The following is a 25,110-nucleotide window of genomic DNA, read 5'->3' on the forward strand; positions in this document are numbered from 1 at the left end:
GACCGTTTGCTGATGAGAATTGTTTTACTTTTCATTTCAATAGTTGACAACTCCCCATTATGCCACTTTTTCAACCGATTTTCGTCAGATATTGGCTAATTCGACCGTTCACGCCATAATCAGCCTTTTAACCCGCAAAAAGGTAACGAATACCATGGAGATACGCGTATTTCGCCAGGAAGATTTCGAAGAGGTCATCACCCTTTGGGAGCGTTGCGACTTGCTGCGTCCGTGGAACGATCCGGAAATGGACATCGAGCGTAAGATGAACCATGACGTCAGTTTGTTTCTGGTCGCTGAGGTGAACGGTGAAGTGGTCGGAACGGTGATGGGCGGTTATGACGGGCATCGCGGGTCTGCTTATTATCTTGGCGTGCATCCAGAGTTTCGTGGGCGTGGGATTGCTAATGCGTTGCTTAATCGGCTGGAGAAAAAGCTGATTGCTCGCGGCTGTCCGAAAATTCAGATCAACGTGCCGGAAGATAACGACATGGTGCTCGGAATGTATGAACGCCTGGGATATGAACACGCCGACGTGCTGAGTCTGGGTAAGCGTTTGATTGAAGATGAAGAGTACTGAGTTTCATCCTGTCCATTATGATGCGCACGGTCGCCTGCGTTTACCCTTGCTCTTCTGGCTTGTGCTATTGCTTCAGGCGCGAACCTGGGTGCTGTTTGTCATTGCTGGTGCGTCGCGCGAGCAGGGTACTGCGCTGCTAAATCTGTTTTATCCCGATCACGATAATTTCTGGCTGGGGTTGATTCCCGGCATTCCGGCGGTGCTGGCGTTTTTGCTGAGTGGTCGGCGGGCTTCATTTCCCCGTATCTGGCATGTGCTCTATTTTCTGTTGCTGTTGGCGCAGGTGGTTTTACTTTGCTGGCAACCGTGGCTGTGGCTGAACGGTGAATCCGTTAGCGGTATCGGGCTGGCGCTGGTAGTGGCGGATATTGTGGCGTTAATCTGGCTGCTGACCAATCGACGTTTACGCGCTTGTTTTAATGAAGAAAAAGAATAACGGCACTTTTTGGTGAATTTGCACTCCAAGCAACGTTATTGAATAACCAAAGGAAGTGACATGAAATCGCTGCGTTTAATGTTATGCGCTATGCCGTTGATGCTGACCGGCTGTTCCACGATGTCGTCAGTTAACTGGTCTGCCGCTAACCCGTGGAACTGGTTTGGGTCGTCCACCAAAGTGAGCGAGCAGGGCGTTGGTGAATTAACGGCGTCCACACCACTGCAAGAACAAGCCATTGCCGATGCGCTTGATGGCGATTATCGCCTGCGCAGCGGAATGAAAACCGCGAACGGCAACGTGGTGCGCTTTTTTGAAGTGATGAAAGGCGACAACGTGGCGATGGTGATTAACGGCGATCAGGGTACGATCAGCCGCATTGATGTGCTGGATAGCGATATTCCTGCTGACACCGGTGTTAAAATCGGTACACCGTTTAGCGACCTTTACAGCAAAGCATTTGGCAATTGCCAAAAAGCTGATGGTGATGATAATCGTGCCGTCGAATGTAAAGCCGAAGGCAGTCAACATATTAGCTACCAGTTCAGCGGGGAATGGAGTGGTCCTGAAGGGTTAATGCCTTCGGACGATACCCTGAAAAACTGGAAAGTCAGTAAAATTATCTGGCGGCGTTAATTTGCGTCTGAACAAACCGCCGCCGCGAAAAAACACGTAAAATAGCGCTCAACAATGCCACGGATTGCGTGGCATTCTTATTTTCAGGAGGAACAATGTCTCAGGTTCAGAGTGGCATTTTGCCAGAACATTGCCGCGCGGCGATTTGGATCGAAGCCAACGTGAAAGGGGAAGTTGACGCCCTGCGTGCGGCCAGTAAAACATTTGCCGATAAACTGGCAACTTTTGAAGCGAAATTCCCGGATGCGCATCTTGGTGCGGTGGTTGCCTTTGGTAACAACACCTGGCGCGCTCTGAGCGGCGGCGTTGGGGCCGAAGAGCTGAAAGATTTTCCGGGCTACGGTAAAGGCCTTGCGCCGACGACCCAGTTCGATGTGTTGATCCACATTCTTTCTCTGCGTCACGACGTAAACTTCTCTGTCGCTCAGGCGGCGATGGAAGCCTTTGGTGACTGCATTGAAGTGAAAGAAGAGATCCACGGCTTCCGTTGGGTTGAAGAGCGTGACCTGAGCGGCTTCGTTGACGGTACAGAAAACCCGGCGGGTGAAGAGACGCGCCGCGAAGTGGCGGTTATCAAAGACGGCGTGGATGCGGGCGGCAGCTATGTGTTTGTGCAGCGTTGGGAGCACAACCTGAAGCAACTCAACCGTATGAGCGTTCACGATCAAGAGATGATGATCGGGCGCACTAAAGAGGCCAACGAAGAGATTGACGGCGACGAACGTCCGGAAACCTCTCACCTGACCCGCGTTGATCTGAAAGAAGATGGCAAAGGGCTGAAGATTGTTCGCCAGAGCCTGCCGTACGGCACCGCCAGTGGCACTCACGGTCTGTACTTCTGCGCCTACTGCGCGCGTCTGCATAACATTGAGCAGCAACTGCTGAGCATGTTTGGCGATACCGATGGCAAACGTGATGCGATGTTGCGTTTCACCAAACCGGTCACTGGCGGCTATTACTTCGCGCCGTCGCTGGACAAGTTGATGGCGTTGTAATCGTTTCTGATTCGATGATTTAAGGCCAGCCAGTATCACAACTGACTGGCCTTTTTATTACTGCTTTAACGCCGCATACACCTGATCAACTACCCAACCATAAGTTGCAATCGGTAGCTGACCGCTTTCGAACATATTGGGATTTTTTTGTGGATCGGCAACTGGCGAATGTGGCTTGTTGCTTAACATCACAATCGCCATATGATTCACCGGATCGATAACGGTCACCGTCCCGGTCCAGCCAGTGTGACCGTAGGTTTGCGGGCTTGCCAGCGTGCCAAACGTCGGCGTCATGGTGGCATTACCATTCACGCGCCAGCCAAGGCCAAAAGTGGCATCTTCCTTAGAGCTGGTGGTGAACATCTTCACCGTTTCTGCATTGAACAACTGCACATCGCCATAGCCGCCGCCGTTCAGCATCGTTTGCATTAACACCGCAATATCGCCGGTATTGGAAAACAACCCTGCATGCCCGGAAACGCCGCCCATCGAATAAAAGGCTTTTTCATCGTGCACCTGACCCCAGAGAGTGGAGGTGCGGATATTCGGGAAATGGATCACGCCATCGCGGGTATTGCCGTTGAGTTCCGTGGCGGCAATTTGTTGCGGTTTAAAGCCTTTCAGTAGCGGATTAAACACCGTATGCGTCAGGCCGAGCGGGCGATAAATCGACTCTTCAACATAGCGGTCAAGTGGCTGACCGGTAACCGACTCGACGATAAATCCAAGCAGCATATAATCGACATCGCTGTAGATATGCTTGCTGCCGGGCTGATACTCCAGCGGCGTGCGCTTGATCATCTCCAGCGTCTGGCCTTTATCCTGGGAATATAACGCGCCCGCGACCGCTTTATTCGGATATTGTGGGTCCGCCGGGAAACCGCCGCTGTGATGCAGCAGGTCAGAAATCCGCAGCGTGTTTTTGCCTTTGATGGTGTCATTTGGACTATCGGCAAATCCCGGAATATATTTCGCAATCCGATCGTCAGGATGCAGCTTGCCTTCGCTCATTAGCTTTTGCAGAGCAAAGTTAGTGGCGTACATCTTGGTATTGGAAGCCAGGTCATACAGCGTCCCGGTGGTGGCTTTGACAGGCTGTTCCATCAATACGCTGCCATCGTACTTTTTCGCCGCTCCCCAGGCTTTGCGATACACAATCTGATTATCTTTAATAATCAGCAGGTTTACGCCGGGATAACCGGCATCCACCTGCTGGCTTATCCAGCGATCCATCTGGTTAAGCCGTTCGACGTTGAACCCTGCTTTCTCTGGCGAACTTTCTGTCAGAACAGGGTATTTTGCGGCGCTGACGCTACAGCTGACAGCCAGCAGAGAAAGATAGAGCATTGTCCGTTTCATATTATCAGTCCAGATTGACGTTACGGCAGCCAAAGAGCGTGGTGAAAATAAACCCGCAAACCCATGCCACCAGAATCCCGCCTGCATAAACCGCCATTGCCGGAAGGATGCCTTGTGCGGAAGTCATCAGCGGCAGCGCCACCAGACCAGACGGCCCAAAGGCGCTGTTTAAGCCCATCGGCAGACCCCACCAGGCTATCAATCCGATAAACAAACCGCCCGCCGCGCCGCCTAAACAGGCGGTAATAAACGGTTTCATGCGGGGCAGGGTGACGCCATAAATCAACGGTTCGCCAACGCCCAGCAGGCCGGGAATAATCGCCCCGCGTACCTGACTGCGTAATGCACTGTGCGGTTGCGCCCGCCAGTAGAGTGCCAGCGCCGCGCCCACCTGGCCCGCGCCTGCCATCGAAAGGATGGGAAATAAGCTGTTGAATCCCTGACTGTCCATTAACGCGAGGTAAACAGGAATAAAGCCCTGATGCACGCCAAACACCACGGCGATCAGGAACAGCCCGGCTAAAACCGCACAACCGAGCGGATTACTGTTCAGGTGCATAAACAGCCACGACATGCCTTCAAACAGCCAGCCGCCCAGCGGCATAATGATCAGGTAGGCCAGCGTAGCGGTGATCAGCAGGGTGATTAACGAGGTCAACAGCATGTCGAGATCGTCCGGCATAAAGCGGCGCACCATGCCTTCGATGCGGGCGCAGGCCCACGCGGCAATCAACACGCCGATAATATTGCCGCGCGGATCGATGGGCAGACCAAAGAAATCGTGAAAACCGGCGTAGTAACCGGTGGTTGCAGTTGGGTTATAACCGAGCAAAAAGAGCGCGGCGATAATCGCGCCATTTACGCCCGTGCCGCCAAATGCCTGGGCGGCGTTATAGCCCACCAGAATCACCAGGAAGGTGAACAAACCTTTGCTGAACACCTTCATAAAATTCAGCGCGTCGGGTAGCGTGCCCTGAGCATCTGCCGGAACGTGCATCACCGTGGCAATTAACGTCGCTATCCCCAGCAGCAGACCGGCGGCAATAAAACCGGGGATCAGCGGCGTGAAGATGGTGGCGAATTTGGCGAGAAATTGTTGCACGCCGGAGGTTTGTTTGGCTTTTAACTGACGTTTGTTCTGGGCGGCGATTTCTGCGGCATCCTGTACCGGTGCTTCTCCCAGCAGCTCGCTCATGGCTTTTGCGGCACGATGCGCTTTGCCCGGCCCAAAAACCACCTGCACCTGATCGCTGGTCAAAATGACGCCCTTCACGCCTTCCAGCGTTTTGATATTGGGATCAACCAGTGAACTGTCATGTACACCCAGACGCAGGCGCGTCATACAGTTACCACAACTGGCGATATTTCCCGGTCCGCCGACACGGGTAAGAATGGTGTTCAGAAGTTCACTGCTGATCTCTTTGGCCATGGGTTATTCCTTGTCTAAAACCTGACGAATAAAGCCGCCGTGTTGATCAAGACGTTTTTTAGCTTCTGCGGCATCGAGATTTTTCAGCACCATCACAATGGCCGTTTTACAGTTGCGCTCGCAGGCAACCAATGCCGCTTCCGCTTGCTCTGCGCTACATCCGGTAGCGTTTTTGACGATATTGACCTGGCGCACATGCAATTTTTCGTTGGTGGCGACCACATCGACCATCAGGTTGCCGAACACTTTGCCGGATTTAATCATCAGCCCGGTGGAGAGCATATTGAGCACCAGTTTCTGCGCCGTACCTGCTTTCATTCGCGAAGAACCTGTGACCACTTCGGCCCCAACAACTGGCGTAATGGCAAACTCAGCGGTGGTTGAAACGGCGCTCCCGGGATTACAGGAAATTCCCACTGTGCGGCAGCCGAGCTGGCGTGCGTATTCCAGTCCGGCAATTACATACGGCGTGCGACCACTGGCCGCAATGCCAACCACCACATCCTGCGCGGTTAAGCCGATGTTTTTCAGATCGTTAACACCACCTTCCCGGCTATCTTCAGCGCCTTCCACCGCGTGCTGAATGGCATATTCGCCTCCAGCAATCAAACCAACCACCAGACCCGGTTTAACGCCGTAGGTGGGCGGACATTCGCTGGCATCCAGAATCCCCAGACGACCGGATGTTCCCGCACCGAGATATATCAGACGCCCGCCGCCGCTTACCTGGGCGTGGATAACATCGATCGCCGCGGCGATATCCGGCAGTACGCGCTCAACGGCGAGTGGTACGGTTTTATCTTCATCGTTGATAATCCGGCACATTTCCAGCGTTGATACGCGGTCAATTTCAGCCGAGGCGGCGTTCGAGCCTTCGGTAATCATCTTTTCAAGTTGCATCGGTGGTGACCTTACTATTTACGATCAAATAATTGCAGATGTATGGAATCATATATCCCGAATTGACAGACTTAAAGGAATCATTGAGTCTACACTCGCAGAGTGTGAAGAGCGTCATAAGAACTTAAGCGGAATTTTTGCTGCCAGCCCAGGAGAGTGGAAGATGTTGTACCTGACGAAAATACGCAATGCGGAAAGTGAATTTACCGGGAACGAGCAAAAAATTGCTGACTTTCTGCGGGCCAACGTGAGTGAGCTGAAATCCGTCTCTTCGCGCAAGATGGCGAAACAGCTCGGCATCAGCCAGTCGAGTATTGTGAAGTTTGCCCAGAAGCTCGGTGCGCAAGGATTTACTGAATTGCGTATGGCGTTAATTGGCGAATACAGTGCTAGCCGGGAGAAAACGAATGCCACGGCGCTGCACCTGCACAGTTCGATTACCAGTGATGATTCGCTGGAAGTGATTGCCCGCAAATTGAATCGCGAAAAAGAGCTGGCGCTGGAGCAAACCTGTGCGTTGTTCGACTACGCGCGGTTGCAAAAAATCATTGAGGTCATCAGTAAAGCACCGTTTATCCAGATAACGGGCCTGGGTGGGTCGGCGCTGGTGGGGCGCGATCTTTCATTCAAACTGATGAAAATTGGTTATCGTGTGGCCTGTGAAGCTGACACGCATGTACAAGCCACCGTTTCCCAGGCGCTGAAAAAAGGCGATGTACAAATCGCTATCTCTTACAGCGGCAGTAAAAAAGAGATTGTCTTGTGCGCCGAGGCAGCACGAAAGCAGGGGGCAACGGTGATTGCCATTACCTCGTTAACCGATTCCCCGCTGCGGCGGCTGGCGCATTACACCCTCGATACCGTTTCTGGCGAAACCGAATGGCGCAGCTCGTCGATGTCCACCCGCACGGCGCAAAATTCTGTTACCGATTTACTGTTTGTTGGCCTTGTGCAACTCAATGATGTGGAGTCATTGAAAATGATTGAGCGCAGCAGTGAGCTAACGCAACGCCTGAAATGATGCATAAAGCAGCGACTGGATTGAGATTTTCCTGAATTAGTGAGCTGATCCGCAGCAATATTTTGTTTATCCTGTATTTTCAGAGGGAATGGAGTGTAACGCTCTGTATTAACAAGGAGAGCATTAAAATGGGTAAACTCACGGGCAAGACAGCACTGATTACGGGCGCATTGCAGGGAATTGGCGAAGGAATTGCCAGAACTTTTGCGCGTCATGGCGCAAACCTAATCTTGCTGGATATCTCCCCTGAGATCGAAAAGCTGGCGGACGAACTGTGTGGTCGTGGTCATCGCTGTACGGCGGTTGTCGCCGATGTGCGTGACCCGGCGTCGGTCGCCGCAGCTATCAAGCGCGCGAAGGAAAAAGAAGGGCGCATTGATATCCTGGTGAATAACGCAGGCGTTTGTCGTCTGGGCAGTTTCCTCGATATGAGCGATGAAGATCGCGATTTCCATATTGATATCAATATTAAAGGCGTATGGAACGTCACGAAGGCGGTGCTGCCGGAGATGATTGCCCGCAAAGATGGTCGCATTGTGATGATGTCTTCAGTCACTGGCGATATGGTGGCCGATCCGGGTGAAACGGCGTATGCCTTAACGAAAGCGGCGATTGTTGGCCTGACTAAATCGCTGGCGGTGGAGTACGCGCAGTCTGGTATTCGCGTTAACGCCATCTGCCCGGGATACGTACGCACGCCAATGGCGGAAAGCATTGCCCGCCAGTCGAACCCGGAAGATCCAGAATCGGTGCTGACTGAAATGGCAAAAGCAATCCCGATGCGTCGCCTCGCCGATCCGCTGGAAGTCGGCGAACTGGCAGCCTTCCTCGCATCGGATGAATCAAGTTATTTAACCGGTACACAGAATGTGATTGATGGCGGCAGCACACTGCCGGAGACGGTTAGCGTCGGCATCTGATTCACCTCTGTTTCCTCCCTGCATTTGTGGGGAGGATTTCGTCTTGAACCCGGTTCTTATTCCCTTTTCAACTTCCAAATCACCAAACGGTATATAAAACCGTTACTCCTTTCACGTCCGTTATAAATATGATGGCTATTAGAAAGTCATTAAATTTATAAGGGTGCGCAATGGCCGTTAACTTACTGAAAAAGAACTCACTCGCGCTGGTCGCTTCTCTGCTGCTGGCGGGCCATGTACAGGCAACGGAACTGCTGAACAGTTCTTATGACGTCTCCCGCGAGCTGTTTGCCGCCCTGAATCCGCCGTTTGAGCAACAATGGGCCAAAGATAACGGCGGCGACAAACTGACGATAAAACAATCTCATGCCGGGTCATCAAAACAGGCGCTGGCGATTTTGCAGGGCTTAAAAGCCGACGTTGTCACTTATAACCAGGTGACTGACGTACAAATCCTGCACGACAAAGGCAAGCTGATCCCGGCCGACTGGCAAACGCGCCTGCCGAATAACAGCTCGCCGTTCTACTCCACCATGGGCTTCCTGGTGCGTAAGGGTAACCCGAAGAATATCCACGACTGGAACGATCTGGTGCGCTCCGACGTAAAGCTGATTTTCCCGAACCCGAAAACGTCGGGTAACGCACGTTACACCTATCTGGCGGCATGGGGCGCAGCGGATAAAGCTGACGGTGGCGACAAAGCCAAAACCGAACAGTTTATGACCCAGTTCCTGAAAAACGTTGAAGTGTTCGATACTGGCGGTCGTGGCGCGACCACCACTTTTGCCGAGCGCGGCCTGGGCGATGTGCTGATCAGCTTCGAGTCGGAAGTGAACAACATTCGCAAACAGTATGAAGCGCAAGGCTTTGAAGTGGTGATTCCGAAAACCAATATTCTGGCGGAATTCCCGGTGGCGTGGGTCGATAAAAACGTGCAGGCCAACGGTACGGAAAAAGCAGCAAAAGCTTACCTGAACTGGCTCTACAGCCCGCAGGCGCAGACCATCATCACCGACTATTACTACCGCGTAAATAACCCGGAAGTCATGGACAAACTGAAAGATAAATTCCCGCAGACCGAGCTGTTCCGCGTGGAAGACAAATTTGGCTCCTGGCCGGAAGTGATGAAAACCCATTTCACCAGCGGTGGCGAGTTAGACAAGCTGTTAGCGGCGGGGCGTAATTAATGTTTGCAGTTTCATCAAGACGCGTGCTGCCGGGCTTTACCTTAAGCCTCGGCACCAGTCTGCTGTTTGTGTGCCTTATTTTGCTGCTGCCGCTCTCCGCGCTGGTGATGCAGCTGGCTCAGATGAGCTGGGCGCAGTACTGGGAGGTGATCACCAACCCACAAGTGGTCGCGGCCTACAAAGTGACGCTGCTGTCGGCGTTTGTGGCATCAATTTTTAACGGCGTTTTCGGCCTGCTGATGGCGTGGATCTTAACCCGTTATCGCTTTCCGGGCCGCACGCTGCTTGATGCGCTGATGGATTTACCCTTTGCGCTGCCAACGGCAGTCGCCGGTTTAACGCTGGCCTCGCTCTTTTCTGTAAACGGTTTTTACGGTGAATGGCTGGCGAAGTTTGATATCAAAGTCACCTATACCTGGCTGGGGATTGCGGTGGCGATGGCCTTTACCAGCATTCCGTTTGTGGTACGTACCGTGCAGCCGGTGCTGGAAGAGTTAGGCCCGGAATATGAAGAAGCGGCAGAAACGCTTGGCGCAACGCGCTGGCAGAGTTTCTGCAAAGTGGTGCTGCCGGAACTTTCTCCGGCGCTGGTGGCGGGCGTGGCGCTGTCGTTTACTCGTAGTCTTGGTGAGTTTGGCGCGGTGATTTTTATCGCCGGGAACATCGCCTGGAAGACGGAAGTGACGTCGCTGATGATTTTTGTGCGCTTACAGGAGTTTGATTACCCGGCGGCGAGCGCGATTGCTTCGGTGATCCTCGCGGCATCCCTGCTGCTGCTGTTCTCAATTAACACTCTGCAAAGTCGCTTTGGTCGGCGTGTGGTAGGTCATTAATGGCGGAAGTGACACAGTTGAAGCGTTATGACGCGCGCCCGATTAACTGGGGCAAATGGTTTCTGATTGGCATCGGGATGCTGGTTTCGGCGTTCATCCTGCTGGTGCCGATGATTTACATCTTTGTGCAGGCGTTCAGTAAAGGGCTGATGCCAGTTTTACAGAATCTGGCCGATCCGGACATGCTGCACGCCATCTGGCTGACGGTGATGATTGCGCTGATTGCCGTGCCGGTGAACCTGGTGTTCGGCATTCTGCTGGCATGGCTGGTGACGCGCTTTAACTTCCCCGGACGCCAGTTGCTGCTGACGCTGCTGGACATTCCGTTTGCCGTGTCGCCGGTGGTTGCCGGTCTGGTGTATCTGCTGTTTTACGGCTCTAACGGCCCGCTCGGCGGCTGGCTGGATGAACATAATCTGCAAATTATGTTCTCCTGGCCGGGAATGGTGCTGGTCACCATCTTCGTGACGTGTCCGTTTGTGGTGCGTGAGCTGGTGCCGGTGATGTTAAGCCAGGGCAGCCAGGAAGACGAAGCGGCGATTTTGCTGGGCGCATCTGGCTGGCAGATGTTTCGCCGCGTCACGCTGCCGAACATCCGCTGGGCGCTGCTTTATGGCGTGGTGCTGACCAACGCCCGCGCGATTGGCGAGTTTGGTGCGGTGTCGGTGGTTTCCGGCTCGATTCGCGGCGAAACACTTTCGCTGCCGTTACAGATTGAATTGCTGGAGCAAGACTACAACACCGTCGGCTCCTTTACCGCTGCCGCGTTGTTGACGCTGATGGCGATTATCACCCTGTTTTTAAAGAGTATGTTGCAGTGGCGTCTGGAGAATCAGGAAAAACGCGCGCAGCAGGAGGAACATCATGAGCATTGAGATTGCCAATATTAAGAAGTCTTTTGGTCGCACCCAGGTGCTGAACGATATCTCACTGGATATTCCTTCTGGTCAGATGGTCGCGTTGCTGGGGCCGTCCGGTTCCGGGAAAACCACGCTGCTGCGCATTATCGCCGGGCTGGAGCATCAAACCAGCGGGCATATTCGCTTCCACGGCACCGACGTCAGCCGCCTGCATGCGCGCGATCGTAAAGTTGGTTTCGTGTTCCAGCACTATGCGCTGTTCCGCCATATGACGGTGTTCGACAATATCGCTTTCGGCCTGACGGTGCTGCCGCGTCGCGAGCGCCCGAATGCCGCAGCCATCAAAGCGAAAGTGACAAAATTGCTGGAGATGGTGCAGCTTGCGCATCTGGCGGATCGTTATCCGGCACAGCTTTCCGGCGGGCAGAAACAGCGCGTGGCGCTGGCGCGTGCGCTCGCTGTGGAACCGCAAATTCTGCTGCTTGATGAACCGTTTGGCGCGCTGGATGCGCAGGTGCGTAAAGAGCTGCGTCGCTGGTTGCGTCAACTGCATGAAGAACTGAAATTTACCAGCGTATTCGTGACCCATGACCAGGAAGAAGCGACCGAAGTAGCCGATCGTGTAGTGGTGATGAGCCAGGGCAATATCGAGCAGGCTGATGCGCCGGATCAGGTATGGCGCGAACCAGCGACCCGCTTTGTGCTCGAATTTATGGGCGAAGTGAACCGCCTGCAGGGAACCATTCGCGGCGGGCAGTTCCATGTTGGCGCACATCGCTGGCCGCTGGGCTATACACCTGCGTATCAGGGGCCGGTGGATCTCTTCCTGCGCCCGTGGGAAGTGGATATCAGCCGCCGTACCAGCCTCGATTCGCCGCTGCCGGTACAGGTACTGGAAGCCAGCCCGAAAGGCCACTACACCCAATTAGTCGTGCAGCCGCTGGGGTGGTACAACGAAGCGCTGACGGTCGTGATGCACGGCGACGACGCCCCGCAACGTGGCGAGCGTTTATTCGTTGGTCTGCAACATGCGCGGCTGTATAACGGCGACGAGCGTATTGAAACCCGCGATGAGGAACTTGCTCTCGCACAAAGCGCCTGATAGGTTGAGTGAATGTTAAACGCCCGGAGGCGCTTCCCGCGATCCGGGCTTTTTAATGGCAAGGTTTGTAACCTGTAGGCCTGATAAGACGCGCAAGCGTCGCATCAGGCAACACCACGTATGGATAGAGATCGTGAGTACATTAGAACAAACAATTGGCAATACGCCTCTGGTGAAGTTGCAGCGAATGGGGCCGAATAACGGCAGTGAAGTCTGGTTGAAACTGGAAGGCAATAACCCGGCAGGTTCGGTGAAAGATCGTGCGGCACTTTCGATGATCGTCGAGGCGGAAAAGCGCGGGGAAATTAAACCGGGTGACGTGCTGATCGAAGCCACCAGTGGTAACACCGGCATTGCGCTGGCAATGATTGCCGCGCTTAAAGGCTATCGCATGAAATTGCTGATGCCCGACAACATGAGCCAGGAACGCCGTGCGGCGATGCGTGCTTATGGTGCGGAACTGATTCTTGTCACCAAAGAGCAGGGCATGGAAGGTGCGCGCGATCTGGCGCTGGAGATGGCGAATCGTGGTGAAGGAAAGCTGCTCGATCAGTTCAATAATCCCGATAACCCTTATGCGCATTACACCACCACCGGGCCGGAAATCTGGCAGCAAACTGGCGGGCGCATTACCCATTTTGTCTCCAGCATGGGAACAACCGGCACCATCACCGGCGTGTCACGCTTTATGCGCGAACAATCCAAACCGGTGACCATTGTCGGCCTGCAACCGGAAGAGGGCAGCAGCATTCCCGGCATTCGCCGCTGGCCTGCGGAATATCTGCCGGGGATTTTCAACGCTTCGCTGGTGGATGAGGTGCTGGATATTCATCAGCGCGATGCAGAAAACACCATGCGTGAACTGGCGGTGCGGGAAGGAATATTCTGTGGCGTTAGCTCCGGCGGCGCGGTTGCCGGAGCACTGCGCGTGGCAAAAGCTAACCCCGGCGCGGTGGTTGTGGCGATCATCTGCGATCGCGGCGATCGCTACCTCTCCACCGGCGTGTTTGGGGAAGAACACTTTAGCCAGGGGGCGGGGATTTAAGATTATTGCGCAGACACCGTTTTATCCGTCTGCGCAATCAGCGCATGTAAAAAAGGTTGCGCATTTTCATCGCTCTTACCGGGCATCTTCACGATATACGGCTTCCCGGTAATCGATGATGACGAAGCAACCTTATCAATAAATTGTTCGGCAGTGTCAATGCGGTTACGGGTATTGCCGAGCTTCAGACGCAGGTGGGAAACCGCTTCATCACAGGTGTGTTCATCGCCGTTACGCACAAATATCAAATCCTTTTTCTGTGCTAATCCCTCCAGCATGGCGTTGATACGGGCTTCTTCATGGGCAGTTAACTTCGCGTAAACGGGGAGTGTCATTAGCAGCGTAATGACCAGACAAATGATTTTCTTCATTGAATTACCTTATCCTTGTTTTGTGATAGCCGATTTGACTGCCAGAATCAGGTAAAGTTTCGGTTGGAATACGATGAGGATCATCGGCAAGGAGAAAAAATTAAATGAGTAGTTTGTTGTTGTTTAACGATAAGAGCAGGGCATTGCAGGCAGATATCGTCGCCGTGCAGTCGCAGGTAGTGTACGGCAGCGTAGGCAACAGCATTGCCGTGCCTGCTATCAAACAGAACGGCCTGAATGTCTTTGCCGTGCCGACGGTATTGCTGAGCAATACACCGCATTATGACACTTTCTACGGTGGTGCGATTCCGGACGAATGGTTTAGCGGCTATTTGCGTGCGCTTCAGGAGCGTGATGCGTTGCGCCAACTTCGTGCTGTAACCACGGGCTATATGGGAACGGCATCGCAAATCAAAATCCTTGCCGAGTGGCTGACTGCGCTACGCAAAGATCATCCTGACCTATTGATCATGGTCGATCCAGTGATTGGCGATATTGATAGCGGAATTTATGTCAAACCTGACCTTCCCGAGGCGTATCGACAATATTTACTGCCGCTGGCGCAGGGAATTACCCCCAATATCTTTGAGCTGGAAATCCTGACCGGTAAAAATTGCCGCGATCTCGACAGTGCCATTGCTGCCGCAAAAAGTCTGCTTTCAGACACATTAAAATGGGTGGTGATTACCAGCGCCTCCGGTAATGAAGAAAATCAGGAGATGCAGGTGGTGGTGGTCAGTGCCGACAGCGTGAATGTCATTTCCCATTCACGGGTAAAAACCGACCTGAAAGGGACTGGCGACCTGTTTTGTGCTCAGCTTATCAGTGGTTTGCTGAAAGGGAAGGCGTTAAACGATGCGGTGCACCGTGCGGGGTTGCGCGTACTGGAAGTGATGCGCTACACCCAGCAGCATGAGAGCGATGAATTGATTTTGCCGCCGCTGGCGGAAGCATAAAAAATGGCGCCGATGGGCGCCATTTTTCACTGCGGCAAGAATTACTTCTTGATGCGGATAACCGGGGTTTCACCCACGGTTACGCTACCGGACAGTTTGATCAGTTCTTTGATTTCGTCCATGTTGGAGATAACAACCGGAGTCAGGGTAGACTTGGCTTTCTCTTCCAGCAGCGGCAGATCAAATTCAATGACAGTATCGCCAACTTTCACGCGCTGACCTTCTTCAGCAATACGCTTGAAGCCTTCGCCTTTCAGTTCAACGGTGTCGATACCGAAGTGGACGAACAGTTCAACGCCGCTATCAGATTCGATAGAGAACGCGTGGTTGGTTTCAAAGATTTTACCAATGGTGCCGTCTACAGGCGCGACCATTTTGTTTCCAGTTGGTTTGATAGCAATGCCATCACCAACGATTTTTTCCGCAAAAACGACATCCGGCACGTCTTCGATATTGACGATCTCGCCAGAGAGCGGAGCAATGATCTCAATAGTTCCGGTATCCTTCTTGTCGTCGGAAACCAGAGATTTCAGTTTATCGAACAAACCCATGATCTTCTCCTAAGCAGTAAATTGGGCCGCATCTCGTGGATTAGCAGATTGTTTTTTCTTCAATGAACTTGTTAACCAGCGTCATTAACTCGTCCGTTGTCGGTTGAGCAAGAGCCTGCTCTGCTAACACCTTCGCATCTTCGAAGTTCGTGTTACGGATAATCTTCTTAATGCGCGGGATAGAAATGGCGCTCATAGAGAATTCGTCCAGACCCATCCCCAGCAACAGAAGTGTAGCACGTTCATCGCCAGCAAGCTCACCACACATGCCAGTCCATTTGCCTTCAGCATGAGAAGCATCAATAACTTGCTTGATCAAGTTCAGCACGGACGGTGACATTGGCTGGTAAAGGTGTGAAATCATATCATTACCACGGTCAACTGCCAGAGTGTACTGCGTTAAATCATTGGTGCCGATACTAAAGAAATCAACTTCTTTGGCTAAATGACGTGCAATTGTTGCGGCAGCCGGTGTTTCCACCATTACGCCGATTTCAATTGACTCGTCAAACGCTTTACCTTCGTCGCGCAGTTCCTGTTTGTAGATTTCGATCTCTTTGCGCAGTGCACGTACTTCTTCAACAGAGATGATCATCGGGAACATAATGCGCAATTTACCGAAAGCTGAGGCACGCAGGATAGCGCGGAGCTGATCGCGCAGGATCTCTTTACGATCCATCGCGATACGGATAGCGCGCCAGCCGAGGAACGGGTTCTCTTCTTTCGGGAAGTTCATGTATGGCAGCTCTTTGTCGCCGCCGATGTCCATGGTACGAACGATAACCGCCTGCGAGCCACACGCTTCAGCCACTGCTTTGTAAGCAGCAAACTGTTCTTCTTCAGTGGGCAGCGCGTCGCGGTCCATGAACAGAAACTCAGTACGATACAGACCAACGCCTTCAGCGCCGTTACGCTCTGCACCTTCAACGTCACGAACCGTACCAATGTTAGCGCACACTTCTACCTGGTGACCGTCCAGCGTAATAGCTGGCAGATCTTTCAGTTTAGCAAGCTCTGCTTTTTCAGAAGCCACTTGCTCCTGAACAGCGCGCATTTTATCAATAACTTCGTTGGTTGGATTGACGTAAACCTGATTATTTACGGCATCCAGAATCAGATAGTCGTCATTTTTCACCTGAGAGGTGACGCTACCGGTACCCACGATAGCAGGCAGTTCCAGAGAACGCGCCATGATAGAGGTGTGGGAAGTACGGCCACCCGCGTCGGTGATGAAACCCAGCACCTTCTTCAGGTTCAGCTGTGCAGTTTCGGACGGCGTCAGGTCAGCGGCAACCAGAATGACTTCATCCTGAATGGCGCTCAGGTCGATAATCTTCAGGCCCAGGATGTTGCGCAGCAGGCGCTTACCGATATCACGTACGTCAGCCGCACGTTCTTTCAGGTATTCATCATCCAGCTCTTCCAGGGCAGAAGCCTGACCTTCGATAACTTCATGAGCAGCTGCGTCAGCTGTCATGTGCTTATCTTTAATCAGGGCTATGATTTCCTGCTCCAGCTCCTCATCTTCGAGCAGCATAATATGCCCTTCAAAGATGGCTTCTTTTTCTTCACCGAACGTTTCACCAGCTTTCGTTTTGATCGTTTCCAGCTGGGCTGATGCCTTGGCACGACCGCTCAGAAAACGTTCAACTTCCTGATCAACCTGGTCGGCAGAAATTTTTTTCCGGTCAATGACAATTTCGTCTTCTTTCAGAAGCAGAGCTTTACCGAAAGCGATACCCGGGGATGCTAAAATGCCTGAAATCATAACCCTACCTTACTTGTGACTGATTTTTAAAAGAACCCGGGAAATTACTCGAGTTCCGCCATCAGTTTAACCAGATGTTCAACCGCTTTCTGCTCGTCTTCGCCTTCTGCGGAGATAGTCACAACGGTACCTTGAGTCAGGCCCAGAGTCTGCAGTTTAAACAGGCTTTTCGCGCTGGCGCTTTTGCCGTTGGAAGTCACAGTAATTTCAGAAGTGAAGCCCTTAGCTTCTTTTACAAACTGGGCAGCAGGGCGGGTGTGCAGACCGTTCGGAGCGGTAATGGTAACTTCTTGCTGGAACATTGTATTTCCCCAACTTATAGGTTTAGTGTTGTGGAACTAAAGTCTAGCCTGGCGGTTCGACTTTAGCCTGTATTGTTAGCGCCAGTTTTTAACAGACGCGACGCACGAAGAGCGCAATACAGTCCATTGCTGGCGGGTGTTGACCGCTGACGTTTCGTACGTCATTAAACATTATGCCGCTAAAGGAAGAATTGAACCAAATCATAAAATCGATTCAGCTTTGGCTTTTCCTGTAACGATTAATTTCGCGCATCAAAATAATTAGTCTGGTTAAATACCAGTTCCGACAGGCTGAATCAATGCCAGGAGGGGCGAAAGTTTGAAGCAGGCCACAAAAAAGCACCTGAAAAGGTGCTTTTTTACGCATTTTTAACAAGCTGGCATTACTGTTGCAATTCTTTCTCAGTGAAGAGATCGGCAAACAATGCGGTGCTTAAATAACGCTCACCCGATGATGGTAGAATAACCACAATATTCTTGTTGGTAAAGCTTTCATCTTCTTGTAGTTTCAACGCCGCGGCAACAGCTGCTCCAGAAGAGATACCTGCAAGAATACCTTCTTCTTCCATCAGACGACGGGCGGTAGAAATGGCTTCTTCATTGGTGATGCCAATGACTTTATCGACCAGCTTGAGATCGAGGTTAGCCGGGATAAAACCTGCGCCAATACCCTGAATTTTATGCGGGCCAGGTTTAATCTCTTCACCAGCCAGTGCCTGGGCGATAACTGGAGAATCGGTTGGCTCAACGGCGACAGAGATAAGATCGGTCTTGCCTTTGGTGCCTTTAATGTAGCGGCTGACGCCAGTCAGCGTACCGCCAGTCCCAACGCCAGCAATAAATACATCAACCTGACCGTCGGTATCTTCCCAGATCTCCGGACCGGTGGTTTTTTCGTGAATTTCAGGGTTTGCCGGATTGCTGAATTGTTGCAGCAGCAGGTATTTCTCTGGATTGCTGGCGACAATTTCTTCTGCTTTTTGGATTGCGCCTTTCATGCCTTTAGCACCTTCGGTCAGCACCAGGTTTGCACCTAACGCTTTCAGCAGCTTGCGGCGTTCAATACTCATGGTTTCTGGCATGGTCAGGGTAAGTTTGTAACCGCGAGCGGCAGCGACATAGGCCAGTGCAATCCCGGTATTACCGCTGGTTGGTTCAACCAGTTCAACGCCTGGTTTCAGCACGCCGCGCTTTTCGGCATCCCAAATCATGTTGGCACCGATACGGCACTTAACGCTGAAGCTGGGGTTACGAGATTCCACCTTCGCCAGAATGCGTCCGTTACCGATGCGATTCAGGCGAACCAGCGGCGTGTGACCGATAGTCAGCGAGTTATCTTCAAAAATCTTACTCATGGCCTGTCCTTAACTGTATGAAATTGGGATACAACAGGTAGCATACCCGCTCAGAGAATATGCGGAAGTAAGGATTTAGCATATCTATATGCAGAAGGGAAATAATGACATGCAAGATGGAATAAGGGGCGGCATAAGCCACCCCTGTTTCACACAAGCGGTTTACAAAATAACCGGTAGATTGTTACCGCCACATCGCGTGTTTATCGCGATAGCAATCGACCCACATCGCCGTCGCACCACAAACGGCAACGGGCATGATGAACAGATTAAGCAGAGGGATCATCGTAAACAGGCTGGTTAAAGCACCAAACTGCATATTGGTGATTTTGCGTGTGCGCAGGGCGGTGCGCATCTCTTTAAACGGCACTTTGTGGTTATCGAAGGGGTAATCGCAATACTGGATGGCTAACATCCAGGCGCTAAACAGGAACCACAGTACCGGCGCGACGGTTTGCCCAATACCAGGGATGAAGTAAAGAATTAGCAATACAATTGCGCGCGGCAGATACCAGGCAAATTTTTGCCATTCGCGTTTCATGATTCGCGGCACATCTTTCATGATACCGAAAATCCCGGTATCTGGCGGTGTAGCGCCAGTCAATCGTGCTTCCAGTTGTTCAGCCAATAAACCGTTAAACGGAGCGGCAATCCAGTTAGCAATCGTTGAGAAGAAATAGCCAAACACTAACAGCACGGAGATGACTGCCAGAGGCCACAAAAGATAGCTCAGCCATTGTAACCAGTCCGGAACATAACTCATGAGAGTCGGGATCCAGACATCGAGTTGCGTAAAGAGCCACCAGAATGCGCCCCCCATCAACAAAATATTGACCAGCAGCGGTAAAATAACGAAACGCCGAATCCCAGGTTGCGAGACGAGCTTCCAGCCTTGCGCAAAATAGTAAAAACCGCTGCGTGGGGCAGATGTGAATGATGAAACCATAATCAGGATGAGCTCCTTTTGACCAATCCCAGGAAAATTCTGCGTATTTTACCGGGTAATTGCGCAATGGACAGTTAGGATATGTTCGAAAAAACAGCAAAAAGCACGATTTCATCTATCTTTGTGCTGTGAAAGTTAATAGTGCACTTGCACTTGAGGTAATCGGCAAATACTCTTAGTGAGTAAATGTTTGCCGTGGTGGCAAGGTGTTAGAACAACAGAGAATATAATGATGCAGGATTTGCGTCTGATATTAATCATTGTTGGCGCGATCGCCATAATCGCTTTACTGGTACATGGTTTCTGGACCAGCCGTAAAGAACGATCTTCTATGTTCCGCGATCGGCCATTAAAACGAATGAAGTCAAAACGTGACGACGATTCTTATGACGAGGATGTCGAAGATGATGAGGGCGTTGGTGAGGTTCGTGTTCACCGCGTGAATCATGCCCCGGCTAACGCCCAGGAGCATGAGGCTGCTCGTCCGTCGCCGCAACACCAGTACCAACCGCCTTATGCGTCTGCGCAGCCGCGTCAACCGGTCCAGCAGCCGCCTGAAGCGCAGGTACCGCCGCAACATGCTCCGCGTCCAGCGCAGCCGGTGCAGCAACCCGTGCAGCAGCCTGCCTATCAGCCGCAGCCTGAACAACCGTTGCAGCAGCCAGTTTCGCCACAGGTCGCATCAGCGCCGCAGCCAGTGCATTCAGCACCGCAACCGGCACAACAGGCTTTCCAGCCTGCAGAGCCTGTAGCGGCACCACAGCCTGAGCCTGTAGCGGAACCGGCTCCAGTTATGGATAAACCGAAGCGCAAAGAAGCGGTGATTATCATGAACGTCGCGGCGCATCACGGTAGCGAGCTAAACGGTGAACTGCTTCTTAACAGCATTCAACAAGCGGGCTTCATTTTTGGCGATATGAATATTTACCATCGTCATCTTAGCCCGGATGGCAGCGGCCCGGCGTTATTTAGCCTGGCGAATATGGTGAAACCGGGAACCTTTGATCCTGAAATGAAGGATTTCACTACTCCGGGTGTCACTATCTTTATGCAGGTACCGTCTTACGGTGACGAGCTGCAGAACTTCAAGCTGATGCTGCAATCTGCGCAGCATATTGCCGATGAAGTGGGCGGTGTAGTGCTTGACGATCAGCGCCGTATGATGACTCCGCAGAAATTGCGCGAGTACCAGGACATCATCCGCGAAGTCAAAGACGCCAACGCCTGATACACTTAAGGCAAATTAACTCCTCTTCGAACCCCCGCTTGTCGGGGGTTTTTAGCATTGATGGTGCGATATGGAATCAATCGAACAACAACTGACAGAACTGCGAACGACGCTTCGCCATCATGAATATCTTTATCATGTGATGGATGCGCCGGAAATTCCCGACGCTGAATACGACAGGCTGATGCGCGAACTGCGCGAGCTGGAAACCAAACATCCAGAACTGATTACGCCTGATTCGCCTACCCAACGTGTAGGTGCTGCGCCGCTGGCGGCTTTCAGCCAGATCCGCCATGAAGTGCCAATGCTGTCGCTGGATAACGTTTTTGATGAAGAAAGCTTTCTTGCTTTCAACAAACGTGTGCAGGACCGTCTGAAAAGCAACGAGAAAGTCACCTGGTGCTGTGAGCTGAAGCTGGATGGTCTTGCCGTCAGTATTCTGTATGAAAATGGCGTTTTAGTCAGTGCCGCGACGCGTGGCGATGGCACTACCGGGGAAGATATTACGTCTAATGTGCGTACTATTCGCGCCATTCCGCTGAAGCTACACGGAGAGAATATCCCGGCGCGTCTGGAAGTGCGTGGTGAAGTGTTCCTGCCGCAGGCGGGGTTCGAAAAGATTAACGAAGATGCGCGACGCACGGGCGGGAAAGTGTTTGCTAACCCACGTAATGCGGCTGCTGGTTCACTGCGTCAGCTTGATCCGCGTATTACAGCGAAGCGACCGCTCACTTTTTTCTGCTATGGCGTCGGTATTCTGGAAGGTGGCGAGCTGCCGAATACTCATCTTGGCCGTTTACTGCAATTTAAAAAGTGGGGTTTGCCGGTCAGCGACCGGGTAACACTTTGTGAATCGGCGGAAGAAGTGCTGGCGTTCTATCACAAAGTGGAAGAAGACCGCCCGACGCTGGGCTTTGATATCGACGGCGTGGTGATTAAGGTCAACTCACTGACACAGCAGGAGCAGCTTGGCTTTGTCGCGCGTGCCCCGCGCTGGGCGGTAGCGTTTAAATTCCCGGCGCAGGAACAGATGACCTTTGTGCGTGACGTCGAGTTTCAGGTTGGGCGTACTGGCGCGATTACGCCTGTTGCGCGTCTGGAACCTGTCCATGTTGCAGGCGTGCTGGTGAGTAACGCAACCTTACACAATGCGGATGAAATCGAACGTCTTGGTTTACGCATTGGCGATAAAGTGGTGATTCGCCGCGCTGGCGACGTGATCCCGCAGGTGGTTAACGTCGTGCTTTCTGAACGCCCGGAAGATACCCGTGAGGTTGTATTCCCGACGCATTGTCCGGTATGTGGTTCTGACGTTGAGCGTGTGGAAGGTGAAGCGGTTGCCCGCTGTACCGGTGGCCTGATTTGCGGTGCGCAGCGTAAAGAGTCGCTGAAACACTTTGTTTCCCGCCGTGCGATGGACGTTGACGGTATGGGCGACAAAATCATCGATCAGCTGGTTGAAAAAGAATATGTCCACACTCCGGCGGATCTGTTCAAACTCACCGCAGGCAAACTTACCGGACTGGAGCGTATGGGGCCAAAATCGGCACAAAACGTGGTTAATGCGCTGGAAAAAGCGAAAGAAACCACCTTTGCTCGCTTCCTCTATGCACTTGGCATCCGTGAAGTCGGCGAGGCCACCGCAGCAGGTCTGGCGGCATATTTCGGCACGCTGGAAGCGCTGGAAGCCGCTTCGATTGAAGAGCTGCAAAAGGTGCCTGATGTTGGCATTGTCGTTGCATCCCACGTTCACAACTTCTTTGCCGAAGAAAGCAACCGCAATGTCATCAGCGAGCTGTTGGCGGAAGGCGTTCACTGGCCTGCGCCGGTGGTGATTAACGCGGAAGAGATTGACAGCCCGTTTGCTGGTAAAACCGTGGTGCTTACGGGCAGCTTAAGCCAGATGTCACGTGATGACGCTAAAGCTCGACTGGTCGAACTGGGCGCGAAAGTCGCGGGCAGCGTGTCGAAGAAAACCGATCTGGTGATAGCTGGAGAAGCGGCAGGTTCTAAACTGGCGAAAGCGCAGGAACTGGGCATAGAAGTTATCGACGAAGCGGAAATGCTGCGTTTGCTGGGTAGCTGAGATGGAAAAAGAGCAGCTGATTGAAATAGCCAATACGATAATGCCGTTTGGCAAATACAAAGGGCGTCGCTTAATCGACCTGCCGGAGGAGTATCTTCTGTGGTTTGCCCGCAAAGATGAGTTCCCAGCAGGGAAGCTCGGTGAGCTAATGCAAATCACGCTGCTGATTAAAACTGAGGGGCTGACGCAACTGGTCCAGCCCCTGAAGCGTCCTCTTTAAGCTTTATTGGCGCGGCTTTCCTGCTGCGCCTGTAACTGTTCGGTCTGGTGTTTGTATCGACGCGCCAGCACCGCACAGACCATCAATTGGATCTGATGGAAAATCATCAGAGGCAGCACCATCATACCGATCACCGATGTGGGGAAAAGAATGTTTGCCATCGGGATGCCATTTGCCAGACTCTTTTTCGAACCACAAAAGACGATAGTAATTTCATCTGCCTTATTGAAGCCCAGTCGGCGTGCCATAAAGACGTTAACTACAATCACGATAGCCAGAAGAACGCAGCTGACCACCACGATAAACAGCAATGATCCCCAGCCAACTTTATGCCAGATACCATTAACGACGGCTTCGCTAAACGCTGTATAAACCACCAACAGAATGGACGTCTGGTCAGTTTTCGCAATCCATTTTTTATTGCGCGACACCCAGTCACCAATCCACGGCCGGGAAAGATGCCCCAACACAAACGGCAGCAGCAGTTGCAGCATAATTTTACCGACCTGCTCAAGGCTGCCTCCCGCACCGTGAACATTCATCACCAGACCAACCAGCAATGGTGAAAGGAAAATCCCCAACAGGCTGGATGCTGACGCAGAACAAACCGCTGCCGCGACGTTACCGCCCGCCATTGAAGTAAAGGCGATTGCAGACTGCACGGTAGCGGGGAGAATGCACAAGTAGAGAAAACCGGAGTAGAGCATCGGGTCGACATTTACCGGTTTCCACCAGGCAAACAGCACGCCCAGAATCGGAAACAGTACAAAGGTGCTGCACATTACCCACAAATGCAGTCGCCAGTGACCACCGCCAGCAATAATCGCTTCACGCGACAACTTCGCGCCGTGCATAAAGAACAGCAGGGCAATAGCTGCGGTGGTCAGATTTTCAAAGAAGGGGACGAAATCGCCTCTGGCCGGAAAGAAAGAGGCCAGCAACACCACCGTGATCAGGGTTAAGGTGAAAGGATCGAGGATACGAAAAAGTTTCATAAAGACTCCAGATGATCGATGGTTCTATTGTGCTTCTTCCAGTTTGAGAAATAAAATTGATTTATTGCATCCATTCATGAAGAAAACAGATGAATTATTCTTTAAAGCAATTAAAGGTTTTCGTCACAGTAGCGCAGGAGAAAAGTTTTAGTCGTGCAGGAGAGCGTATCGGCCTGAGTCAGTCGGCAGTAAGTCACAGTGTGAAGGAGCTGGAAAATCATACTGGTGTTCGCCTGCTGGACAGAACCACGCGTGAAGTGGTGCTTACAGATGCAGGGCAGCAGTTGGCTTTGCGTCTTGAGCGACTGCTGGATGAACTTAACAGCACGTTGCGCGATACCGGGCGTATGGGGCAACAACTGAGCGGAAAAGTTCGGGTCGCTGCCAGCCAGACCATTTCCGCGCATCTTATTCCGCAATGCATTGCTGAAAGCCATCGCCGCTATCCAGATATTCAGTTTATCCTGCACGATCGTCCGCAGCAGTGGGTGATGGAAAGTATTCGCCAGGGAGATGTCGATTTTGGCATCGTCATCGATCCAGGCCCAGTGGGCGATCTGCAATGTGAAGCGATTCTTTCCGAGCCTTTCTTCTTGCTTTGCCATCGCGATAGCGCTTTGGCCGCGGAAGATTATGTACCCTGGCAGGCATTACAGGGAGCGAAATTGGTGTTGCAGGATTACGCGTCAGGCAGCCGACCGCTGATTGACGCAGCTCTGGCGCGCAACGGTATTCAGGCGAATATTGTGCAGGAGATTGGTCATCCGGCGACGCTGTTCCCGATGGTAGCCGCAGGCATCGGCATCAGTATTCTTCCCGCTCTGGCGCTACCATTGCCTGAAGGTAGCCCGCTGGTGGTAAAGCGCATTACGCCGGTGGTGGAACGCCAGTTGATGCTGGTGCGCAGGAAGAACCGTTCACTTTCCACCGCCGCACAAGCGTTATGGGACGTGGTACGAGGCCAGGGCCGTGCGCTAATGGCTGGGCGGGAAGGGGATCCGCTGTATCAGATATAGAGCTATTCATACT

Annotated in this window: 26 protein-coding genes; 16 read left to right on the top strand and 10 right to left on the bottom strand. The window is 52.4% G+C overall.

Going from position 1 to position 25,110, the window contains the following annotated elements:
* Window positions 1-154 precede the first annotated feature (154 nt).
* The 4 genes from ACJHYD_RS00760 to yfeX all read left to right on the top strand — a co-directional run bounded on the left by ACJHYD_RS00760 (window position 155) and on the right by yfeX (window position 2,647).
* A complete protein-coding gene (locus ACJHYD_RS00760) occupies window positions 155-580 on the top strand; it encodes a GNAT family acetyltransferase (protein WP_000406000.1) in 426 nt (141 codons plus the stop codon).
* The gene (locus ACJHYD_RS00765; RefSeq protein WP_001296281.1) at window positions 567-1,016 is read left to right on the top strand and encodes a DUF2919 domain-containing protein; all 450 of its coding nucleotides are present in this window, start codon (window positions 567-569) and stop codon (window positions 1,014-1,016) included. Before ACJHYD_RS00760 ends, ACJHYD_RS00765 begins: the two co-directional genes overlap by 14 nt.
* A 60-nt stretch (window positions 1,017-1,076) precedes the next feature.
* Window positions 1,077-1,652, top strand: coding sequence for an RpoE-regulated lipoprotein (locus ACJHYD_RS00770; RefSeq protein ID WP_000838945.1), 576 nt, complete (start codon window positions 1,077-1,079; stop codon window positions 1,650-1,652).
* Window positions 1,653-1,747: 95 nt separating this feature from the next.
* A complete protein-coding gene (yfeX, locus tag ACJHYD_RS00775) occupies window positions 1,748-2,647 on the top strand; it encodes a porphyrinogen peroxidase (protein WP_000084590.1) in 900 nt (299 codons plus the stop codon).
* 57 nt (window positions 2,648-2,704) lie between these two features.
* Here the strand turns inward: yfeX and pbp4b are convergent, their stop codons facing one another.
* From pbp4b to murQ, 3 genes are read right to left on the bottom strand one after another with little or no spacing between them, the layout of a single operon-like run.
* Complete coding sequence (pbp4b, locus tag ACJHYD_RS00780) at window positions 2,705-4,006, bottom strand: penicillin binding protein PBP4B (protein ID WP_001520983.1); 1,302 nt, start codon at window positions 4,004-4,006, stop codon at window positions 2,705-2,707.
* A 4-nt stretch (window positions 4,007-4,010) separates the two neighbouring features.
* Complete coding sequence (gene murP / locus ACJHYD_RS00785) at window positions 4,011-5,435, bottom strand: PTS N-acetylmuramic acid transporter subunit IIBC (RefSeq protein WP_001040492.1); 1,425 nt, start codon at window positions 5,433-5,435, stop codon at window positions 4,011-4,013.
* A gap of 3 nt (window positions 5,436-5,438) precedes the next feature.
* The gene (murQ, locus tag ACJHYD_RS00790) at window positions 5,439-6,335 is read right to left on the bottom strand and encodes an N-acetylmuramic acid 6-phosphate etherase (RefSeq protein ID WP_001175617.1); all 897 of its coding nucleotides are present in this window, start codon (window positions 6,333-6,335) and stop codon (window positions 5,439-5,441) included.
* Window positions 6,336-6,498: 163 nt separating this feature from the next.
* Between murQ and murR the strand changes: the two genes are divergently transcribed.
* From murR to cysM, 7 genes are all read left to right on the top strand, one after another.
* Window positions 6,499-7,356, top strand: a complete 858-nt coding sequence (murR, locus tag ACJHYD_RS00795) for an HTH-type transcriptional regulator MurR (RefSeq protein ID WP_000966454.1) — start codon at window positions 6,499-6,501, stop codon at window positions 7,354-7,356.
* A 128-nt stretch (window positions 7,357-7,484) separates the two neighbouring features.
* Window positions 7,485-8,276 (top strand): SDR family oxidoreductase UcpA, encoded by a 792-nt coding sequence (gene ucpA / locus ACJHYD_RS00800; RefSeq protein WP_000517443.1) that lies wholly within the window; start codon window positions 7,485-7,487, stop codon window positions 8,274-8,276.
* A gap of 170 nt (window positions 8,277-8,446) precedes the next feature.
* Window positions 8,447-9,463: a thiosulfate/sulfate ABC transporter substrate-binding protein CysP gene (cysP, locus tag ACJHYD_RS00805; protein ID WP_000290240.1), complete on the top strand. Its 1,017-nt coding sequence runs from the start codon at window positions 8,447-8,449 to the stop codon at window positions 9,461-9,463.
* Complete coding sequence (gene cysT / locus ACJHYD_RS00810) at window positions 9,463-10,296, top strand: sulfate/thiosulfate ABC transporter permease CysT (RefSeq protein ID WP_000458406.1); 834 nt, start codon at window positions 9,463-9,465, stop codon at window positions 10,294-10,296. The genes cysP and cysT overlap by 1 nt, the downstream gene beginning before the upstream one ends.
* Window positions 10,296-11,171, top strand: a complete 876-nt coding sequence (gene cysW / locus ACJHYD_RS00815) for a sulfate/thiosulfate ABC transporter permease CysW (protein ID WP_000852686.1) — start codon at window positions 10,296-10,298, stop codon at window positions 11,169-11,171. The genes cysT and cysW overlap by 1 nt, the downstream gene beginning before the upstream one ends.
* The gene (cysA, locus tag ACJHYD_RS00820; RefSeq protein ID WP_000021031.1) at window positions 11,161-12,258 is read left to right on the top strand and encodes a sulfate/thiosulfate ABC transporter ATP-binding protein CysA; all 1,098 of its coding nucleotides are present in this window, start codon (window positions 11,161-11,163) and stop codon (window positions 12,256-12,258) included. Before cysW ends, cysA begins: the two co-directional genes overlap by 11 nt.
* Before the next feature lie 133 nt (window positions 12,259-12,391).
* Window positions 12,392-13,303 (top strand): cysteine synthase B, encoded by a 912-nt coding sequence (cysM, locus tag ACJHYD_RS00825; protein WP_001295461.1) that lies wholly within the window; start codon window positions 12,392-12,394, stop codon window positions 13,301-13,303.
* Window positions 13,304-13,305: 2 nt separating this feature from the next.
* Here cysM and ACJHYD_RS00830 read toward each other — a convergent pair whose 3' ends face one another.
* Window positions 13,306-13,674, bottom strand: a complete 369-nt coding sequence (locus ACJHYD_RS00830) for a YfeK family protein (RefSeq protein ID WP_001551436.1) — start codon at window positions 13,672-13,674, stop codon at window positions 13,306-13,308.
* A gap of 104 nt (window positions 13,675-13,778) precedes the next feature.
* On the opposite strand from ACJHYD_RS00830, the gene pdxK reads away from it, so the two are divergent.
* Window positions 13,779-14,630 carry a pyridoxine/pyridoxal/pyridoxamine kinase gene (gene pdxK, locus ACJHYD_RS00835; RefSeq protein WP_000096660.1) on the top strand — a complete coding sequence of 284 codons (852 nt, stop codon included), beginning with the start codon at window positions 13,779-13,781 and terminating at the stop codon, window positions 14,628-14,630.
* A 41-nt stretch (window positions 14,631-14,671) separates the two neighbouring features.
* On the opposite strand, the gene crr is transcribed toward pdxK, so the two are convergent.
* From crr to cysZ, 5 genes are all read right to left on the bottom strand, one after another.
* On the bottom strand, window positions 14,672-15,181 hold the full coding sequence (gene crr / locus ACJHYD_RS00840) for a PTS glucose transporter subunit IIA (RefSeq protein WP_000522247.1): 510 nt from the start codon (window positions 15,179-15,181) through the stop codon (window positions 14,672-14,674).
* Between the two features lie 40 nt (window positions 15,182-15,221).
* Window positions 15,222-16,949: a phosphoenolpyruvate-protein phosphotransferase PtsI gene (ptsI, locus tag ACJHYD_RS00845; protein WP_000623136.1), complete on the bottom strand. Its 1,728-nt coding sequence runs from the start codon at window positions 16,947-16,949 to the stop codon at window positions 15,222-15,224.
* A 44-nt stretch (window positions 16,950-16,993) separates the two neighbouring features.
* Window positions 16,994-17,251, bottom strand: coding sequence for a phosphocarrier protein Hpr (gene ptsH, locus ACJHYD_RS00850; RefSeq protein WP_000487600.1), 258 nt, complete (start codon window positions 17,249-17,251; stop codon window positions 16,994-16,996).
* Window positions 17,252-17,634: 383 nt separating this feature from the next.
* Entirely contained in the window at window positions 17,635-18,606 is a 972-nt protein-coding gene (gene cysK, locus ACJHYD_RS00855) for a cysteine synthase A (RefSeq protein ID WP_000034402.1), read from the bottom strand.
* Between the two features lie 184 nt (window positions 18,607-18,790).
* Window positions 18,791-19,552, bottom strand: coding sequence for a sulfate transporter CysZ (gene cysZ, locus ACJHYD_RS00860; RefSeq protein ID WP_000254839.1), 762 nt, complete (start codon window positions 19,550-19,552; stop codon window positions 18,791-18,793).
* 229 nt (window positions 19,553-19,781) lie between these two features.
* On the opposite strand from cysZ, the gene zipA reads away from it, so the two are divergent.
* The 3 genes from zipA to ACJHYD_RS00875 all read left to right on the top strand — a co-directional run bounded on the left by zipA (window position 19,782) and on the right by ACJHYD_RS00875 (window position 23,086).
* Window positions 19,782-20,780, top strand: a complete 999-nt coding sequence (zipA, locus tag ACJHYD_RS00865) for a cell division protein ZipA (protein ID WP_001317975.1) — start codon at window positions 19,782-19,784, stop codon at window positions 20,778-20,780.
* A 70-nt stretch (window positions 20,781-20,850) separates the two neighbouring features.
* The gene (gene ligA, locus ACJHYD_RS00870) at window positions 20,851-22,866 is read left to right on the top strand and encodes an NAD-dependent DNA ligase LigA (RefSeq protein ID WP_001551434.1); all 2,016 of its coding nucleotides are present in this window, start codon (window positions 20,851-20,853) and stop codon (window positions 22,864-22,866) included.
* A 1-nt stretch (window position 22,867) separates the two neighbouring features.
* Window positions 22,868-23,086 carry a DUF3820 family protein gene (locus ACJHYD_RS00875; protein ID WP_000410201.1) on the top strand — a complete coding sequence of 73 codons (219 nt, stop codon included), beginning with the start codon at window positions 22,868-22,870 and terminating at the stop codon, window positions 23,084-23,086.
* On the opposite strand, the gene ACJHYD_RS00880 is transcribed toward ACJHYD_RS00875, so the two are convergent.
* On the bottom strand, window positions 23,083-24,081 hold the full coding sequence (locus tag ACJHYD_RS00880) for a bile acid:sodium symporter family protein (RefSeq protein WP_000765603.1): 999 nt from the start codon (window positions 24,079-24,081) through the stop codon (window positions 23,083-23,085). The genes ACJHYD_RS00875 and ACJHYD_RS00880 overlap by 4 nt on opposite strands.
* An 89-nt stretch (window positions 24,082-24,170) precedes the next feature.
* Here ACJHYD_RS00880 and ACJHYD_RS00885 point away from each other — a divergent pair, with 89 nt between their 5' ends.
* Window positions 24,171-25,097 (top strand): LysR family transcriptional regulator, encoded by a 927-nt coding sequence (locus ACJHYD_RS00885; RefSeq protein ID WP_001109783.1) that lies wholly within the window; start codon window positions 24,171-24,173, stop codon window positions 25,095-25,097.
* Window positions 25,098-25,110: the final 13 nt, after the last annotated feature.

It is taken from the genome of Escherichia sp. WS1368 (assembly GCF_046487485.1).
In the GTDB taxonomy this organism is placed as follows: domain Bacteria; phylum Pseudomonadota; class Gammaproteobacteria; order Enterobacterales; family Enterobacteriaceae; genus Escherichia; species Escherichia coli.